The sequence below is a fragment of the Micromonospora sp. NPDC049139 genome (assembly GCF_055586845.1).
Genome location: NZ_JBVJHK010000002.1, coordinates 294,086 through 307,441, shown reverse-complemented (window position 1 = coordinate 307,441; position 13,356 = coordinate 294,086). Strand labels below are relative to the sequence as shown.

The following is a 13,356-nucleotide window of genomic DNA, read 5'->3' as shown; positions in this document are numbered from 1 at the left end:
CGGGGCGTGGCCGCTCAGAGGCGGTTGTCGAGGGTGGCGATGTCGTGGCGGGCGGCGTCGGTGGGGATGCGGCGCTTGGCGGCCTCGTCGCCGTAGAGGGACCAGCGCAGGAACTCGACCGTGGTGTCGGAGACCACCCGCAGGGCGTCGCCGTCGCTGAGCAGGGCCCGGCCGTGGTCGCCCTTCGGCAGGCTCAGCATGGCCTTCGGCCAGGGCACCTTGTCGTAGGCGGCCTTGCCGGCGGCGTACTCGACCACCTCGTCAGCCTCGCCGTGCACGAAGAGCTGCGGCGCGGCGGCGCCCGCGAAGGCGGTGCCGACACCGAGGGCGGTGCCGGCGAAGACCACGCCGGCGTCCAGCCGCTCGTCGCGGCCGGCGGTGAAGAGGCCGATCGTGGTCACCCCGCCGGCCGAGTGCCCGGCCGCGGCCACCCGGTCGGTGGCCAGCCGGCCGCGCAGCGGGTCGCCGCTCCGGCCGTCGAGGGCGAGCACCTGGGTGAGCGCGTACGACACGTCGGCGGGCTGGTTGAGCACGTCGAGCACGTTGCCGTCGCCGCCCCGCGCGGTGTGCGGGAAGGTCGGGGCGGCCACCACGAACCCGGCCGCAGCCCAGCGGGTCAGCAGCTTCTCGTAGTCGGCCGGCCGCCCGTTCAGGCCGTGGCTGAACATGACGACGGGAAACTTCCCCCTCGCGGCCGCCGCTGAGCGCTCCGGCTGCCCGCCGGCCTCCCCGGCCGCGGGGTACCAGACGGTCACCGGCAGCGGCCGGTCCCCGTCGCGGTTCAGCTCGAGCTGTCGTACGCCGACGGCGAACGCCTTCTCGGGGGCGGTGCCGGCGGGCACCAGCGGCGCCGGGGTGCTCGCCTTCGGCGATTCGACGGGAGCGGCCGGGCGGGCGACCGGACCGGCGTCGGCGGAGCAGCCGACCAGACCGGCGGCGAGCAGGGCCGTGGCGAGCAGAGCGGGGGTGGCGCGACGCGACATGGCTCCGATTGTGCCTCGCCGCGCCACCCGCCCCACCCGGGATCGACGCAGCGCACCGGCCGCGTGACCGGCTCGTGCCGGCTCGTCCGACTCGGGTGCCGGACGCGCGATCGAGGCGAGCCCGGTCGCCCGGTTCGCCGGTCGCCCGGGCGTCAACCGGTCACGAACGGGCGTCGGCGACGGCGGCGCGCAGGCGCGCCAGATCGGCGGCGTCCTTGGGGCGGCGGGGGCGCCCCGGCATCCAGACGGGAAACATCTCCTTGAACTCGATCTGGGCGGCCACCGAGATCACCGGGACGGCCAGCGGGCCGATCCGGCCGGGCGGACCGGTCAGCATGCCGTCGGGCAGTGGGGTGCCCGCCCACGGGCCGGCGCCCACCACCACCCGGCCGGCCGCGTCCCGCGCCAGGTACGCGACGCTCACCTCGACGTCGTCGCGGATCAGGTCGAGCTGGAGGTGGACGGGCATCCTCGGGTCTGGCCGCCAGCCGTGTGCCCGCAGCAGGCCGGCCAGCCGCTCCGCGTCGGCGCGCCAGCAGTACCAGTCGACGTCGACGTGCGGCCGGGTCACCTCGCCCAGGTGGAAGTCCATCGCCCAGCCGCCCCGCAGCCACACCTCGACGCCGGCCGCCGACGCCAGCCCGGCCAGCTCGGCGATGCCGTCGAGTTGTCGCCCCGCCAGACCGTCCACGGCCGCACGGTAGCCCGGCGGCCCCCGCCGCGCCAGAGCGTCACCCGCACCGGAGGCGTCCAGGGCGGCCGGTGCGGCGGTCAGCGGGCGGGGCGGGTCTCGAACGCCGTCACGCCGGGGGAGCGGGCGCCGCCGGGCAGGCGCCGGCCGGCGTCCGGGTCACCGTAGAGGGTCCAGCGGAGGAAGTCCGTGGTGGTGGCGAGGACCTGGTCGAAGCCGGGCCGCCCCGGGGTCAGGTACTCGCCGTGGCCCTGACCGAGCAGGCTCAGGAAGGCGGCCGGGCCGGTCGTGCGGTCGTACGCGGCCCGCCCGACCGACGCCGGCACGATCGGGTCGGCCGTGCCGTGCACGAACAGCAGCGGCGCCGCCGGGCCGGCGAAACTGCCCGCCATGCCGCCGCCGGCGATGACGATGCCGGCCCGCAGCCGCCCCGACCGTCCCGAGGTGAACATCCCCGCCGTGGTGAAGCCGCCCGCCGAGTGGCCGGCGGCGGCGAACCGGGTGACGTCGAGGTGCCCGGCGAGCGGGTCACCGCGCCGGGCGTCGAGCCGCACCAGGTGCCGGACGAGGCGCCAGCCGTCGGCCGGCTGGTGGCGTACGTCGGCGCGGCTGAACCGGGGCGCCCCGCGCCGGGTGTGCGGGTAGGCCGGGGCGGCCACCACGAAGCCGGCGGCGGCCCAGCGCCTGGTCAGCCCGGCGTGCAGCTCGGGAAGGCTGTGCAGCCCGTGGCTGTAGACCACCACCGGGAACCGGCCCGCCGCCACCGCGTCCCCGTCCGCCGGGTACCAGACGGTCACCGGGAGCGGCCGAGCCGAGGTGGGGTCGACGGTGAACGTCCGCACCCCGACGGCGTACGTCGTCTCGGGGGCCGGACGGCCCGGCGGCGCGCCGCTCCCGGGCGCGGCGGTGGCCGGCGCGCAGCCCGCCAGCAGCGCCGTCATCAGCACGGCGACCAGCCGCTTCACCCCCACCGTTCCACGGTAGGTGCCGGGTCGTCCGGACCGTCCCCACCGTCCGGCCGGACACTCCCGTCGGCCGGGCGGATCCCGTCCACCGGCCGGCCCGACCTGGAGTCGGGCGGCGCGTGACGGACGACGGGGCGGTAGCGACTTGGCTAGGGTCACCGGCATGCCTGAGAACCACACGGACCCGAGCGGCAACACCGCGGCGTTCCGCGCCTTCGCCAACACCGCCGAGCCCGAGGCGCCGGCCGGCGCCTCCCGCACGCCGCTGCTCGTCGGCGCCGGGGCGGTCGCGGTCGTACTGGTCGCCCTTCTCGCCTGGCTCGCCCTGAGCTGACGCCCGGGCCCGGGTCAGCCGGCGGCGCCGACCACGGCCCGCGTCTGGAGGGCGATCTCGCGCTCCTCGTCGGTGCCGAGGACGAAGACCGTCACCTCGGCACCCTCGGGGGAGATGACCCGGTCGCCGCTGCCGGCGTTGCGCTCCGGGTCCACCGCGATGCCGAGCCGGTCCAGGCCGGCCAGCGCGGCGGCGCGCACCGGCGCGGCGTGCTCGCCGACTCCGGCGGTGAAGGCGATCGCGTCCACCCGCCCGAGCAGCGCGTAGTACGCCCCGACGTAGCCGGTGATCCGCCGGCAGTAGACGTCGAAGGCGAGCGTGGCCGCCGGATCGCCGTCCGCCCGGCGCCCGAGGACCTCGCGCATGTCGTTGGCGCCGGTCAGCCCGAGCAGGCCGCTGCGGTGGTTGAGCAGGTCGTCGATCTCGTCGACGGAGAGCCCGCCCTCCCGGCGCAGGTGGAAGATGACGGTCGGGTCGAGGTCGCCGCTGCGGGTGCCCATCACCAGGCCCTCCAGCGGAGACATCCCCATCGAGGTGGCCACGCTCCGGCCGCCGGCGACCGCGCAGGCGCTGGCCCCGTTGCCCAGGTGCAGGGTGATCGTGTTCACCTCCGCGTACGGGCGGCCGAGCAGCTCGGCGGCGCGCCGGGACACGTACGCGTGCGAGGTGCCGTGGAACCCGTACCGCCGGATGCCGTACCGCTCTGCGGTGTCCCGCTCGACCGCGTAGGTCGCGGCGGCCTCGGGCAGCGTGGTGTGGAACGCGGTGTCGAAGACGGCGACCTGCGGCACGTCCGGCAGCGCGGCCAGGGCGACCTCGATGCCGGTCAGGTTGGCGGGGTTGTGCAGCGGCGCGAGCGGGATCAGGTCGCGGATCGCGGCGAGCACCGCGTCGTCGAGCAGGACGGGCTCGCCGAACCGCTTGCCGCCGTGGACCACCCGGTGCCCGACGGCGGCCAGCCCGGCCAGGTCGAGCCCGGCGAGGATCTCCCGGACGGCGGTCTCGTGGTCGGCCGGGCCGCCGCCCGGCTCGCCGACCCGCTCCACGGTGCCCCTGTCGAGCACCCGGTCGCCGTCGAAGAGCCGGTACTTCACCGACGACGATCCGCAGTTGAGCACGAGCACCCGGCTCACGGGCGCCTCCTTCCGGCGGCGGCCGGGCCGACCCGGGCACTCATGACGACACTCCGCTTCGCTGCGTGCCGCCATGAGGCACCGTCGCCCTGAGCCTGCTGATTCGCTCGCTTCGCTCGCTCATGACGACTCCTCGGCCGCGGCCTGGATGGCGGTGATCGCCACGGTGTTCACGATGTCCGGCACGGTGGCTCCCCGGGACAGGTCGTTCACCGGCCGGCGCAGGCCCTGCATCACCGGCCCGACGGCCACCGCCCCGGCGGAGCGCTGCACCGCCTTGTACGTGTTGTTGCCCGTGTTCAGGTCGGGGAAGACGAAGACCGTGGCCCGGCCGGCGACCGTGCTGCCGGGCAGCTTCGTCGCCGCGACCGCCGGGTCGATCGCCGCGTCGTACTGGATCGGCCCCTCGACCAGCAGGTCGGGGCGGCGCTCCCGGACCAGTTTCGTGGCCGCCGCGACCTTCTCCACGTCGGCGCCCGCCCCGGAGCTGCCGGTGGAGTAGGAGAGCATGGCGACCCGCGGCTCGATGCCGAACCGGGCGGCGGTGTCCGCCGAGGAGATGGCGATGTCGGCGAGCTGGGCGGCGTCCGGGTCGGGGTTGACCGCGCAGTCGCCGTAGACCAGTACCCGGTCGGCCAGCAGCATGAAGAAGACGCTGGAGGCGACCGAGACCCCCGGCACCGTACGGATGATCTCGAAGGCCGGCCGGATCGTGGCGGCGGTGGTGTGGGTCGCCCCGGAGACCATCCCGTCGGCGTGCCCGGTCTGCACCATCAGGGTGCCGAAGTAGTTCGGCTGGGCGACGATGTCGTGCGCCAGCTCGGCGGTGACCCCCCGGTGGGCGCGCAGCTTCGCGTACTCGACGGCGAACTCGTCGCGCCACTCGCTGGTGAACGGGTCGACCACCCGCGCGCCGGTGATGTCGATGCCCAGCTCGCGGGTCCGCCGCACGACGTCGTCGGGACGCCCGAGCAGGGTGATGTCGGCGACGCCCCGGCGCAGCAGGATCTCCGTCGCCCGCAGGATCCGCTCCTCCGCCCCCTCGGGCAGCACGAGGTGCCGGCGCCGCGCCCGGGCCCGGTCGATCAGGTCGTTCTCGAACATCAGCGGGGTGACCCGCCCGGAGCGGCTGACCCGCAGCCGGCGGGCCAGGTCGTCGGTGTCCACGCAGCGCTCGAACGCGCCGAGCGCGGCCTCCACCTTGCGCGGGTTGGCCGCGCTGGGGCGGCCCTCGATCCGGCTGGACGCGGCCACCGTGTCGTAGCTGTCGCTGGGCACCGAGAGCACCGCAAGGCCGGGCTTCAGCGCCTCCACCAGCCGCATCGCCCGTGGGTCCGGCTGCTCGCCGAGGGTGAGCACCAGGCCGGCCAGCGAGACCTGGCCGGCCACGTGCGCCGCGCTCGTGCCGATCAGGAGGTCGTCCCGGTCGCCCGGCATGATCACCAGGGCGCCCTCGGTCAGGTGGTCCAGCAGCGTCGGCACGTGCGCCGCGCCGACCACGTAGTCGAGCACGTCGCGGCCGAGCGCGTCGTCGTCCCCGGCCAGCAGCGTGGCGCCGAGCGCCGCCGCCACCTCGGCCACCGTCGGCGCCGACACGGTCGGCACCTCCGGGATGGCGTACGCGGGGACCGGCAGGTCCGGCAGGGCCATCGGGCCGGGCACCCGGTTGGCGACGACCGCCAGCACCGTGGCCCCGAGGTCCTCCAGATCGTGGTACGCCCCGCGCGCCGCCGCCGCGATCGCCGCCGGCTCCTGCCCGAAGCCGTCGACCACGGGCACCACCACGCTGCCGAACTCGGTGGCCAGCCGGGCGTTGAAGGCCAGCTCGCGGGGCCCGGCGCCGTCGCCGCCGTCGGCGAAGTCGCTGCCCACCACGACCACCGCCGGGCAGCGCCGCTCGACCTCCCGGTAGCGCGTGACGATGTCGGCGATCAGTTCCTCCCGCCGCCCGTCGGCGACCAGCGCGGTGGCCTCGGCGTACGTGGTGCCGCTGAGGTCGGCCAGCGGCAGGCCGATCCGGTACCGGTCGCTGAGCAGGGCGAGGATCGGGTCGGGGCCGTGCCCGCCGACCAGCGGCCGGAACGCGCCGATCCGCTCGACCTGCCGGGACAACAGCTCCGCCAGCCCGAGCGCGACGGTCGACTTGCCACCGCCGGATCCCACGCTGGTCAGGTACACACTCCGAGCCACGCACCCACCCTAAAAGATCGCGCCTCCCCCGACCCGGGACCTTAGCCCCACCCGCCCGGGCCATTGATCATGAAGTTGTTGTCGCCCGCCTCGGCGTGTCGCGACAACAACTTCATGATCAACGCAAGGTGACGGGTGGGTTACTCGTCGTCTTCGTCGTCGAGGCGGGCGAGCCAGGTGGCGAGGCGCTCGATCGGGGTCTCGAACTCGGGGTTCAGGTCGACGAAGTCGCGGAGGCGCTCGCCGAGCCACTCGACGCTGACGGACTCCTCGCCCCGCCGCTGCACCAGTTCCTCGATCCCACGGTCCGTGAAGTACATGCTGTCCGTTCCTCGCTCGTCGGTCTGCTGCGTATGGGCGTTCGGGCCATCCGGGACGGACGCCGGCCGGGACGCCGACGGGGCAGAGACCGTCAGCGCGACGGTCCCTGCCCCGGTTGTCGGTGCGGTGCTCAGGTCACGGGCGGGGGAGAGCCGCCTCGATCAGGGCGGTCTGCTCGACGTCGTGCATCTTCGCCGAGCCGACGGCCGGGGCGGCCGCGGCCGGGCGGGAGATGCGGCGCAGCCGGACGTCGGCCAGGTGCTCCAGCAGGTTGAGCGCGACGAACGACCAGGCGCCCTGGTTGGCCGGCTCCTCCTGCACCCAGGCGTAGTCCTCGGCGTTCGGGTACGCCGCCAGCGCGGCCCGGATCTCCTCCACCGGCATCGGGTAGAGCTGCTCCAGCCGGATGATCGCGGTGTCGGTGATGCCGCGTTCCTGCCGGGCCTGGAACAGGTCGTAGTAGACCTTGCCCGAGCAGAGCAGCACCCGCTTCACCGACTCCGGCGCCGGGGCGCCCGGGTCGCGCAGCACCGGCTGGAAGGTGCCGGTGGTGAACTCCTCGACGGAGGAGACGCAGAGCTTGTGCCGCAGCAGCGACTTCGGCGTGAACACCACCAGCGGCTTGCGCTTCGGCGAGAGCGCCTGGCGCCGCAGCAGGTGGAAGTAGTTCGCCGGGGTGGTCGGGATGGCCACCCGCATGTTGTCCTCGGCGCACATCTGCAGGAACCGCTCCGGGCGGCCGGAGGTGTGGTCCGGGCCCTGGCCCTCGTGGCCGTGCGGCAGCAGCAGGGTGACGGCGGAGCGCTGGCCCCACTTCACCTCGCCGGAGGAGATGAACTCGTCGATCACCGACTGGGCGCCGTTGACGAAGTCGCCGAACTGCGCCTCCCAGCAGACCAGCGCGTTGATGTTCTCCACCGAGTAGCCGTACTCGAAGCCCATCGCCGCGTACTCGCTGAGCAGGGAGTCGTGCACGAAGAACCGGGACCGCTCGCCGTCGCCGGTCAGCGACTGCAGGGGCAGGTGATCCTGGCCGGTCTCGGCGTCGACCACGGCGGCGTGCCGCTGCACGAAGGTGCCCCGGCGGGAGTCCTGACCGGCGAGCCGGACGGTGACCCCGTCGTGCAGCAGCGAGCCGAACGCGATGATCTCGCCGAAGCCCCAGTCGATGTTGCCCTCGACGGACATCTTGGCCCGCCGGTCGAGCAGCTGCTGGATCCGCTTGTGCGGGGTGAAGCCCTCCGGCAGGTTGACGTGCGCCTCGCCGATGGCCCTGACGACGCCGGCGTCGGTGGCGGTCTCCACCTGCGGCTCCGGCTCGTCCTCCCGCTTGGGGCGGCTGAGCTGGCGCGGCATGGTGGCCGCGTCGCGGGTGGCCTTGAAGACCCGCTCCAGCTGCGACTGGTAGTCGCGCAGCAGCTCCTCCGCATCCTCCACGGTGATGTCGCCGCGCCCGATCAGCTCCTCGGTGTAGAGCTTCCGCACGGACCGCTTCGAGTCGATGATCTTGTACATCTGCGGGTTGGACATCGACGGGTCGTCGCCCTCGTTGTGCCCGCGCCGGCGGTAGCAGACCATGTCGATGACGACGTCCTTGTTGAACGCCTGCCGGTACTCGAAGGCCAGCCGGGCGACCCGGACCACGGCCTCGGGGTCGTCGCCGTTGACGTGGAAGATCGGCGCCTGGATCATCCGGGCGACGTCGGTGCTGTAGAGGCTGGAGCGGCTGTACTCCGGGGCGGTGGTGAAGCCGACCTGGTTGTTGACCACCACGTGCACGGTGCCGCCGGTGCGGTAGCCGCGCAGTTGGGAGAGGTTGAGCGTCTCGGCCACCACGCCCTGGCCGGCGAAGGCGGCGTCGCCGTGCACCGCGAGCGGCAGCACGGTGTAGCCCTCCAGCTTGAGGTCTATCCGGTCCTGCTTGGCCCGGACGATGCCCTCCAGCACCGGGTCGACGGCCTCCAGGTGCGACGGGTTCGCCACCACCGAGACCTTGACCGCGTGGTCGCCGTCCGGCGTGGTGAACTTGCCGTTCTGACCGAGGTGGTACTTCACGTCGCCGGAGCCCTGCGTGGAGCGCGGGTCCAGGTGCCCCTCGAACTCCGAGAAGATCTTCTCGTACGGCTTGCCGACGATGTTCGCCAGCACGTTGAGCCGGCCGCGGTGGGCCATGCCGATGACGACCTCGTCCAGCCCGCCCTCGGCCGACGCCTCCAGCACCTCGCCGAGCAGCGGGATCAGCGACTCGCCGCCCTCCAGCGAGAAGCGCTTCTGCCCGACGTACTTGGTCTGCAGGAAGGTCTCGAACGCCTCGGCGGCGTTGAGCCGGTTGAGCACGTGCTTCTGCTCGTCCGGGGACGGCTTCTCGTACTTGCGCTCGATCCGCTCCTGGATCCAGCGCCGCTCCTCCGGGTCCTGGATGTGCATGTACTCGATGCCGACCCGGCGGCAGTACGAGTCGCGCAGCACGCCGAGGATGTCGCGCAGCTTCATCCGCTGCTTGCCGGCAAAGCCGTTGACCGGGAACTCGCGGTCCAGGTCCCACAGGGTCAGCCCGTGCTGGAGGACGTCCAGGTCCGGGTGCTTGCGGATCTCGAACTCGAGCGGGTCGGTGTCGGCCATCAGGTGCCCGCGCACCCGGTAGGCGTGGATCAGCTCGTGCACCCGGGCGGTCTTGTTGATCTGGCCCTCGCTGTTGACCGCGACGTCGCGCATCCAGCGCACCGGCTCGTACGGGATCCGCAGCGAGGTGAAGATCTGGTCGTAGAAGCCGTGCTCGCCCAGCAGCAGCTCGTGCATGACCTTGAGGAACTCGCCGGACTGCGCGCCCTGGATGATCCGGTGGTCGTACGTGCTGGTCAGGGTGATGACCTTGCTGACCGCCAGCTCGGCCAGGGTGGCCTCGGACATGCCCTGGTAGGGGGCCGGGTACTCCATCGCGCCGACGCCGATGATCGCGCTCTGCCCCTGCATGAGCCGCGGCATCGAGTGCACGGTGCCGATGCCGCCGGGGTTGGTCAGCGAGATCGTGGTGCCGGAGTAGTCCTCCATGGTCAGCTCGTTGCGGCGGGCGCGCCGGACCACGTCCTCGTACGCCTGCCAGAACTGCCGGAAGTCCATCTGCTCGCAGCCCTTGATGGACGGGACCACCAGGTTGCGGCTGCCGTCGGGCTTGACCAGGTCGATCGCGATGCCCAGGTTGACGTGCTCGGGCCGGACCATGACCGGCTTGCCGTCGACCTCGGCGAAGGAGTTGTTCATCTCCGGGTGGGCGACCAGCGCCCGGACCATCGCGTACCCGATGAGGTGGGTGAAGCTGACCTTGCCGCCGCGCCCACGGGTGAGGTGGTTGTTGATCACGATGCGGTTGTCGACCAGCAGCTTGGCCGGGACGGCGCGCACGCTGGTGGCGGTCGGCACGGCGAGCGAGGCGTCCATGTTCTGGACGATCTTCGCCGCCACGCCGCGCAGCGGCGTGGTCTGCGGGCCGGTGGCGGTCGGCTTGGTCGGCGCGGGCTTGGCCGGGGCGGCCTTCGCGGCCGGCTTGGCCGGGGCGGCCTTGGCGGCCGGCTTCTCCGGCTTGGCCTCCGGCTTCTTCTCCGCCGGCTTGGCGGCGGCCGGCTGCGCGACCGTGGTGGTCGCCTCCTGCTGCCCGGCGGGCTCCGGCTTGGCGGCCGGCTTCGGGGCCTGCTGCTCGGCGCGGGGCGTGCCGGCGCCGGGCGCCGGACGGTAGTCCGCGAAGAAGTCGTGCCAGGCCGAATCGACGCTGGTGGGGTCGGCGAGGTAGCGCTGGTACATCTCCTCGACGATCCACTCGTTCGGGCCGAAACCCGCCAGTGGGTTCTCCTGCGAAGTCTGCTGGGTCGACACGGCCGGTAATCGCCTCTTTCACGCGGGTTTGTGTGTCACGCGGTGTCCCCGTGCCGCCCTGTCTGCGAGCGCCCACGAGACGGCTCCCAGGCTACGCCGTGCGGATGCCGCAGGCATTTCCGCCTCCGCTGCGTGGTCCGTTTCACAGAAGATGCCAGAAGTTGGCCAAACGCTGCGTGTTCCGCCGACTGCTGGTAAGGCCCGTCGTGTCGCCGGCGCCCGGTACGACGGGGGCGGGGGTGGTGCCCGGCACCACCCCCGCCCCCCGTCCTCCGAACCCGTCAGGAGATGTCGCGCCGGCGGGTGATCGCGACGCCGACCACCCCGCTGACCACCGCGTAGCCGATCAGCACGAGCGCGCCGACCCACCACTCGGGGGTGAAGTCCGTCTGGCCCTCGCTGACCATGACGGTCGAGGCGACGGCCGGCCAGATCACCTGCCACTTGGCCACGGCCTGGTTCTCCAGCACGTTCGCCAGCAGCATGAACAGCAGCCCCACCACCTGCGTGCCGACCAGGTAGAGCACCGCGGCGGTGATCACCGCGCCGAGCTGGTTGGTGATCAGCGTGCCGATCCCCACGCCGAGGACCGTCCAGATCGCGTACGCCAGCAGGTTGAGCAGCAGCGCCCGCTGCACGGCCCACTCGTCGAGCAGGGTGCCGTAGTCGTTGATCGACAGGAAGACCGCCCCGGCGGCCAGGTCGATCACGGTGGTCACCAGCCAGAACCCGAAGCCCAGCAGGCTCGCCGCGACGAGCTTGCTGAGGATCACCGACGTGCGCCGCGGCGTGGACAGGAACGTCGTGGTCGCCGTCTGGTGGAAGAACTCGTTGGTGACCATCAGGATGCCGATCAGCATCACGAACATCAGGCCCAGGTACTGCCCGGAGGTGTAGAGGTTGGCGGCCTGCGCCGCCGCGGACGCCATGTCGCCGGTGACGCCCAGGCTCTCGCCCTTGCCGCTCAGCGTCTCGTCGGCGACCCAGGCGTTGAACGCGAACGCCAGCGCGATCGACAGGAACGCGCCGATGGCCAGCCACCACCACGTGCTGGTGGTGCGGATCTTGAGCAGCTCGGATCGGACGAGGTTCATCGGATGCCCGCCTTTCCGGCCGTCAGCTCCAGGAAGACCCGTTCCAGGTCGGGCCGTTCCGTGGTCAGTTCGTGTAGTTCGACGCCGGCGGCCAGGGCGACCCGGCCCACGGTCGGGGCGTCCACCCCGCCCACCAGCAGGGCGCCGTGCTCGTCGACGTCGACGGTGGCCGGGCCGTCCTTCAGCGCCACGGTCAGCGCGTCGGCCTGCGGGGTGCGCACGCGCACCCGGATGCCCTGCGCCATCGACCCGATCACGTGCTCGACCGTGCCCTGCCGGACGAGCTGGCCGGCGGCGATGATCACCACGTCGTCGGCGAGCAGCTGCATCTCGGACAGCAGGTGGCTGGAGACCAGCACGGTGCGGCCCTCGTGCGCGAGGTTCTTGAGGAACCCGCGCATCCACCGGATGCCCTCCGGGTCCAGGCCGTTGGCCGGCTCGTCGAGGATCAGCACCCGGGGGTCGCCGAGCATCGCGGCGGCGATGCCGAGCCGCTGCTTCATGCCGAGCGAGTAGCCCTTGAACTTGCGCTTCGCCGCCGGCGTGAGCCCGACCAGCGCCAGCGCCTCGTCGGCCCGCTGCTTCGGCAGCCCCGCCGCCGCGCAGAGCACCCGCAGGTGGTTGATCCCGGTGCGGCCCTTGTGCGCGCTGGACGCCTCCAACACCGCGCCGACGTGCCGCAGCGGGTCGGTCAGGTCGGCGTACCGGCGGCCGCTGATGGTCGCCTGCCCGCCGGTCGGGGTGACCAGGTTCAGCAGCATGCGCAGGGTGGTGGTCTTGCCGGCACCGTTGGGGCCGAGGAACCCGGTCACCCGCCCCGGCTCGACCGTGAAGGACAGATTGTTCACGGCCCGGACGTTCTTGTACTGCTTCGTCAGGCCGGACACCACGATCTGACCGTCACTTGTGGGGCTTCGCTGCCCGTCAGTCATTGCTCTCCTTCGTGCGGGGCGTCGGGGTACGCCGTGACACAGCGTGGCGGGCGGGCGCAACGAGGTCAATCAGGCGCGCTCCGTAGATCCACCTCCGCCTCAGGCAGGAGGCCCTCCTCCCCAGGAACGACTACCCGCCGGCCGCCGACACGGCGATCCAGGTCGCCCGGGCCCAGGCAAGGAGGGTGCCGTCGGGGGCGTACAGGCTGGTGTGCGCGAGCGCCTTGCGGCCCTCGCCGCCGACCATCGCGCCGGTCACCACGCACTCGTCGCCCGGCTCGGGCAGCGCCGCGACCACCGCCGCGATGCGGCCGAGGACGTACGGCCGGCCGGGGGCGATGACGGCCCAGCCGCCGGGGCAGTCCAGCGCCGCCCAGACCGTGGCGGGAGTGACCGACCCCGGCGCGCGGAACGGCGCGGCGGTCCGGCCGTCCGGCAGCCGGCCGGGGAAGATCCGCAGGCCGTCGGGGCGGTCCGGGCCGCAGACGTAGCAGCCCGGGAAGGGGTGGTCCACCAGTCCGGGGTACGCCGCCGACGCGGCCCGCGCGGCCGGCAGGTCCACCGGCGGCACGACCGCGCGGGGATCCTCCGTGGGGCGGACCTGGGCGACGACCAGGCCCTCCGGGTCGCGGACCTCCCCGTCGACGAGAGTGAGCAGGGTCTCCAGCGGGGGCGGGCGGCGCAGCGTCACCTCGACCGGCCCCGGGGCGCCGGACGCGGCGGCGAAGACCCCGGCGCTCCAGCCGCCGTTGCCCGAGCCGGGCGGCCCGTTGTGGCGCGATTCGATGATCATCAGACACCTCCCGCGGCGCGGCGTCCGGCCCCGTCGCCGGCCCGCCCCCG

Annotated in this window: 11 protein-coding genes; 1 reads left to right on the top strand and 10 read right to left on the bottom strand. The window is 73.3% G+C overall.

Annotation, left to right across the window (positions count from 1 at the left end):
- Window positions 1–14: 14 nt before the first annotated feature.
- The 3 genes from ACZ6Q9_RS04945 to ACZ6Q9_RS04935 all read right to left on the bottom strand — a co-directional run bounded on the left by ACZ6Q9_RS04945 (window position 15) and on the right by ACZ6Q9_RS04935 (window position 2,615).
- Window positions 15–983 carry an alpha/beta hydrolase family protein gene (locus ACZ6Q9_RS04945; RefSeq protein WP_393261200.1) on the bottom strand — a complete coding sequence of 323 codons (969 nt, stop codon included), beginning with the start codon at window positions 981–983 and terminating at the stop codon, window positions 15–17.
- 160 nt (window positions 984–1,143) lie between these two features.
- The gene (locus tag ACZ6Q9_RS04940) at window positions 1,144–1,674 is read right to left on the bottom strand and encodes a nucleotidyltransferase domain-containing protein (protein WP_393261197.1); all 531 of its coding nucleotides are present in this window, start codon (window positions 1,672–1,674) and stop codon (window positions 1,144–1,146) included.
- Window positions 1,675–1,754: 80 nt separating this feature from the next.
- Window positions 1,755–2,615, bottom strand: a complete 861-nt coding sequence (locus ACZ6Q9_RS04935; protein WP_466021394.1) for an alpha/beta hydrolase family protein — start codon at window positions 2,613–2,615, stop codon at window positions 1,755–1,757.
- Between the two features lie 187 nt (window positions 2,616–2,802).
- Between ACZ6Q9_RS04935 and ACZ6Q9_RS04930 the strand changes: the two genes are divergently transcribed.
- Window positions 2,803–2,973, top strand: coding sequence for a hypothetical protein (locus ACZ6Q9_RS04930; protein ID WP_350703739.1), 171 nt, complete (start codon window positions 2,803–2,805; stop codon window positions 2,971–2,973).
- 14 nt (window positions 2,974–2,987) lie between these two features.
- Here the strand turns inward: ACZ6Q9_RS04930 and ACZ6Q9_RS04925 are convergent, their stop codons facing one another.
- The 7 genes from ACZ6Q9_RS04925 to ACZ6Q9_RS04895 all read right to left on the bottom strand — a co-directional run bounded on the left by ACZ6Q9_RS04925 (window position 2,988) and on the right by ACZ6Q9_RS04895 (window position 13,306).
- Complete coding sequence (locus tag ACZ6Q9_RS04925) at window positions 2,988–4,106, bottom strand: acetate/propionate family kinase (RefSeq protein WP_393450844.1); 1,119 nt, start codon at window positions 4,104–4,106, stop codon at window positions 2,988–2,990.
- A gap of 120 nt (window positions 4,107–4,226) precedes the next feature.
- A complete protein-coding gene (gene pta, locus ACZ6Q9_RS04920; RefSeq protein WP_393450847.1) occupies window positions 4,227–6,296 on the bottom strand; it encodes a phosphate acetyltransferase in 2,070 nt (689 codons plus the stop codon).
- A 140-nt stretch (window positions 6,297–6,436) separates the two neighbouring features.
- The gene (locus tag ACZ6Q9_RS04915) at window positions 6,437–6,616 is read right to left on the bottom strand and encodes a DUF6104 family protein (RefSeq protein ID WP_393261189.1); all 180 of its coding nucleotides are present in this window, start codon (window positions 6,614–6,616) and stop codon (window positions 6,437–6,439) included.
- A 136-nt stretch (window positions 6,617–6,752) separates the two neighbouring features.
- The gene (locus ACZ6Q9_RS04910) at window positions 6,753–10,487 is read right to left on the bottom strand and encodes a multifunctional oxoglutarate decarboxylase/oxoglutarate dehydrogenase thiamine pyrophosphate-binding subunit/dihydrolipoyllysine-residue succinyltransferase subunit (protein WP_396827837.1); all 3,735 of its coding nucleotides are present in this window, start codon (window positions 10,485–10,487) and stop codon (window positions 6,753–6,755) included.
- 281 nt (window positions 10,488–10,768) lie between these two features.
- Window positions 10,769–11,581 (bottom strand): ABC transporter permease, encoded by an 813-nt coding sequence (locus ACZ6Q9_RS04905; RefSeq protein ID WP_350703731.1) that lies wholly within the window; start codon window positions 11,579–11,581, stop codon window positions 10,769–10,771.
- The gene (locus ACZ6Q9_RS04900) at window positions 11,578–12,513 is read right to left on the bottom strand and encodes an ABC transporter ATP-binding protein (protein WP_396827835.1); all 936 of its coding nucleotides are present in this window, start codon (window positions 12,511–12,513) and stop codon (window positions 11,578–11,580) included. The genes ACZ6Q9_RS04905 and ACZ6Q9_RS04900 overlap by 4 nt, the downstream gene beginning before the upstream one ends.
- A 130-nt stretch (window positions 12,514–12,643) precedes the next feature.
- Window positions 12,644–13,306, bottom strand: a complete 663-nt coding sequence (locus tag ACZ6Q9_RS04895) for a hypothetical protein (RefSeq protein ID WP_396827833.1) — start codon at window positions 13,304–13,306, stop codon at window positions 12,644–12,646.
- Window positions 13,307–13,356: the final 50 nt, after the last annotated feature.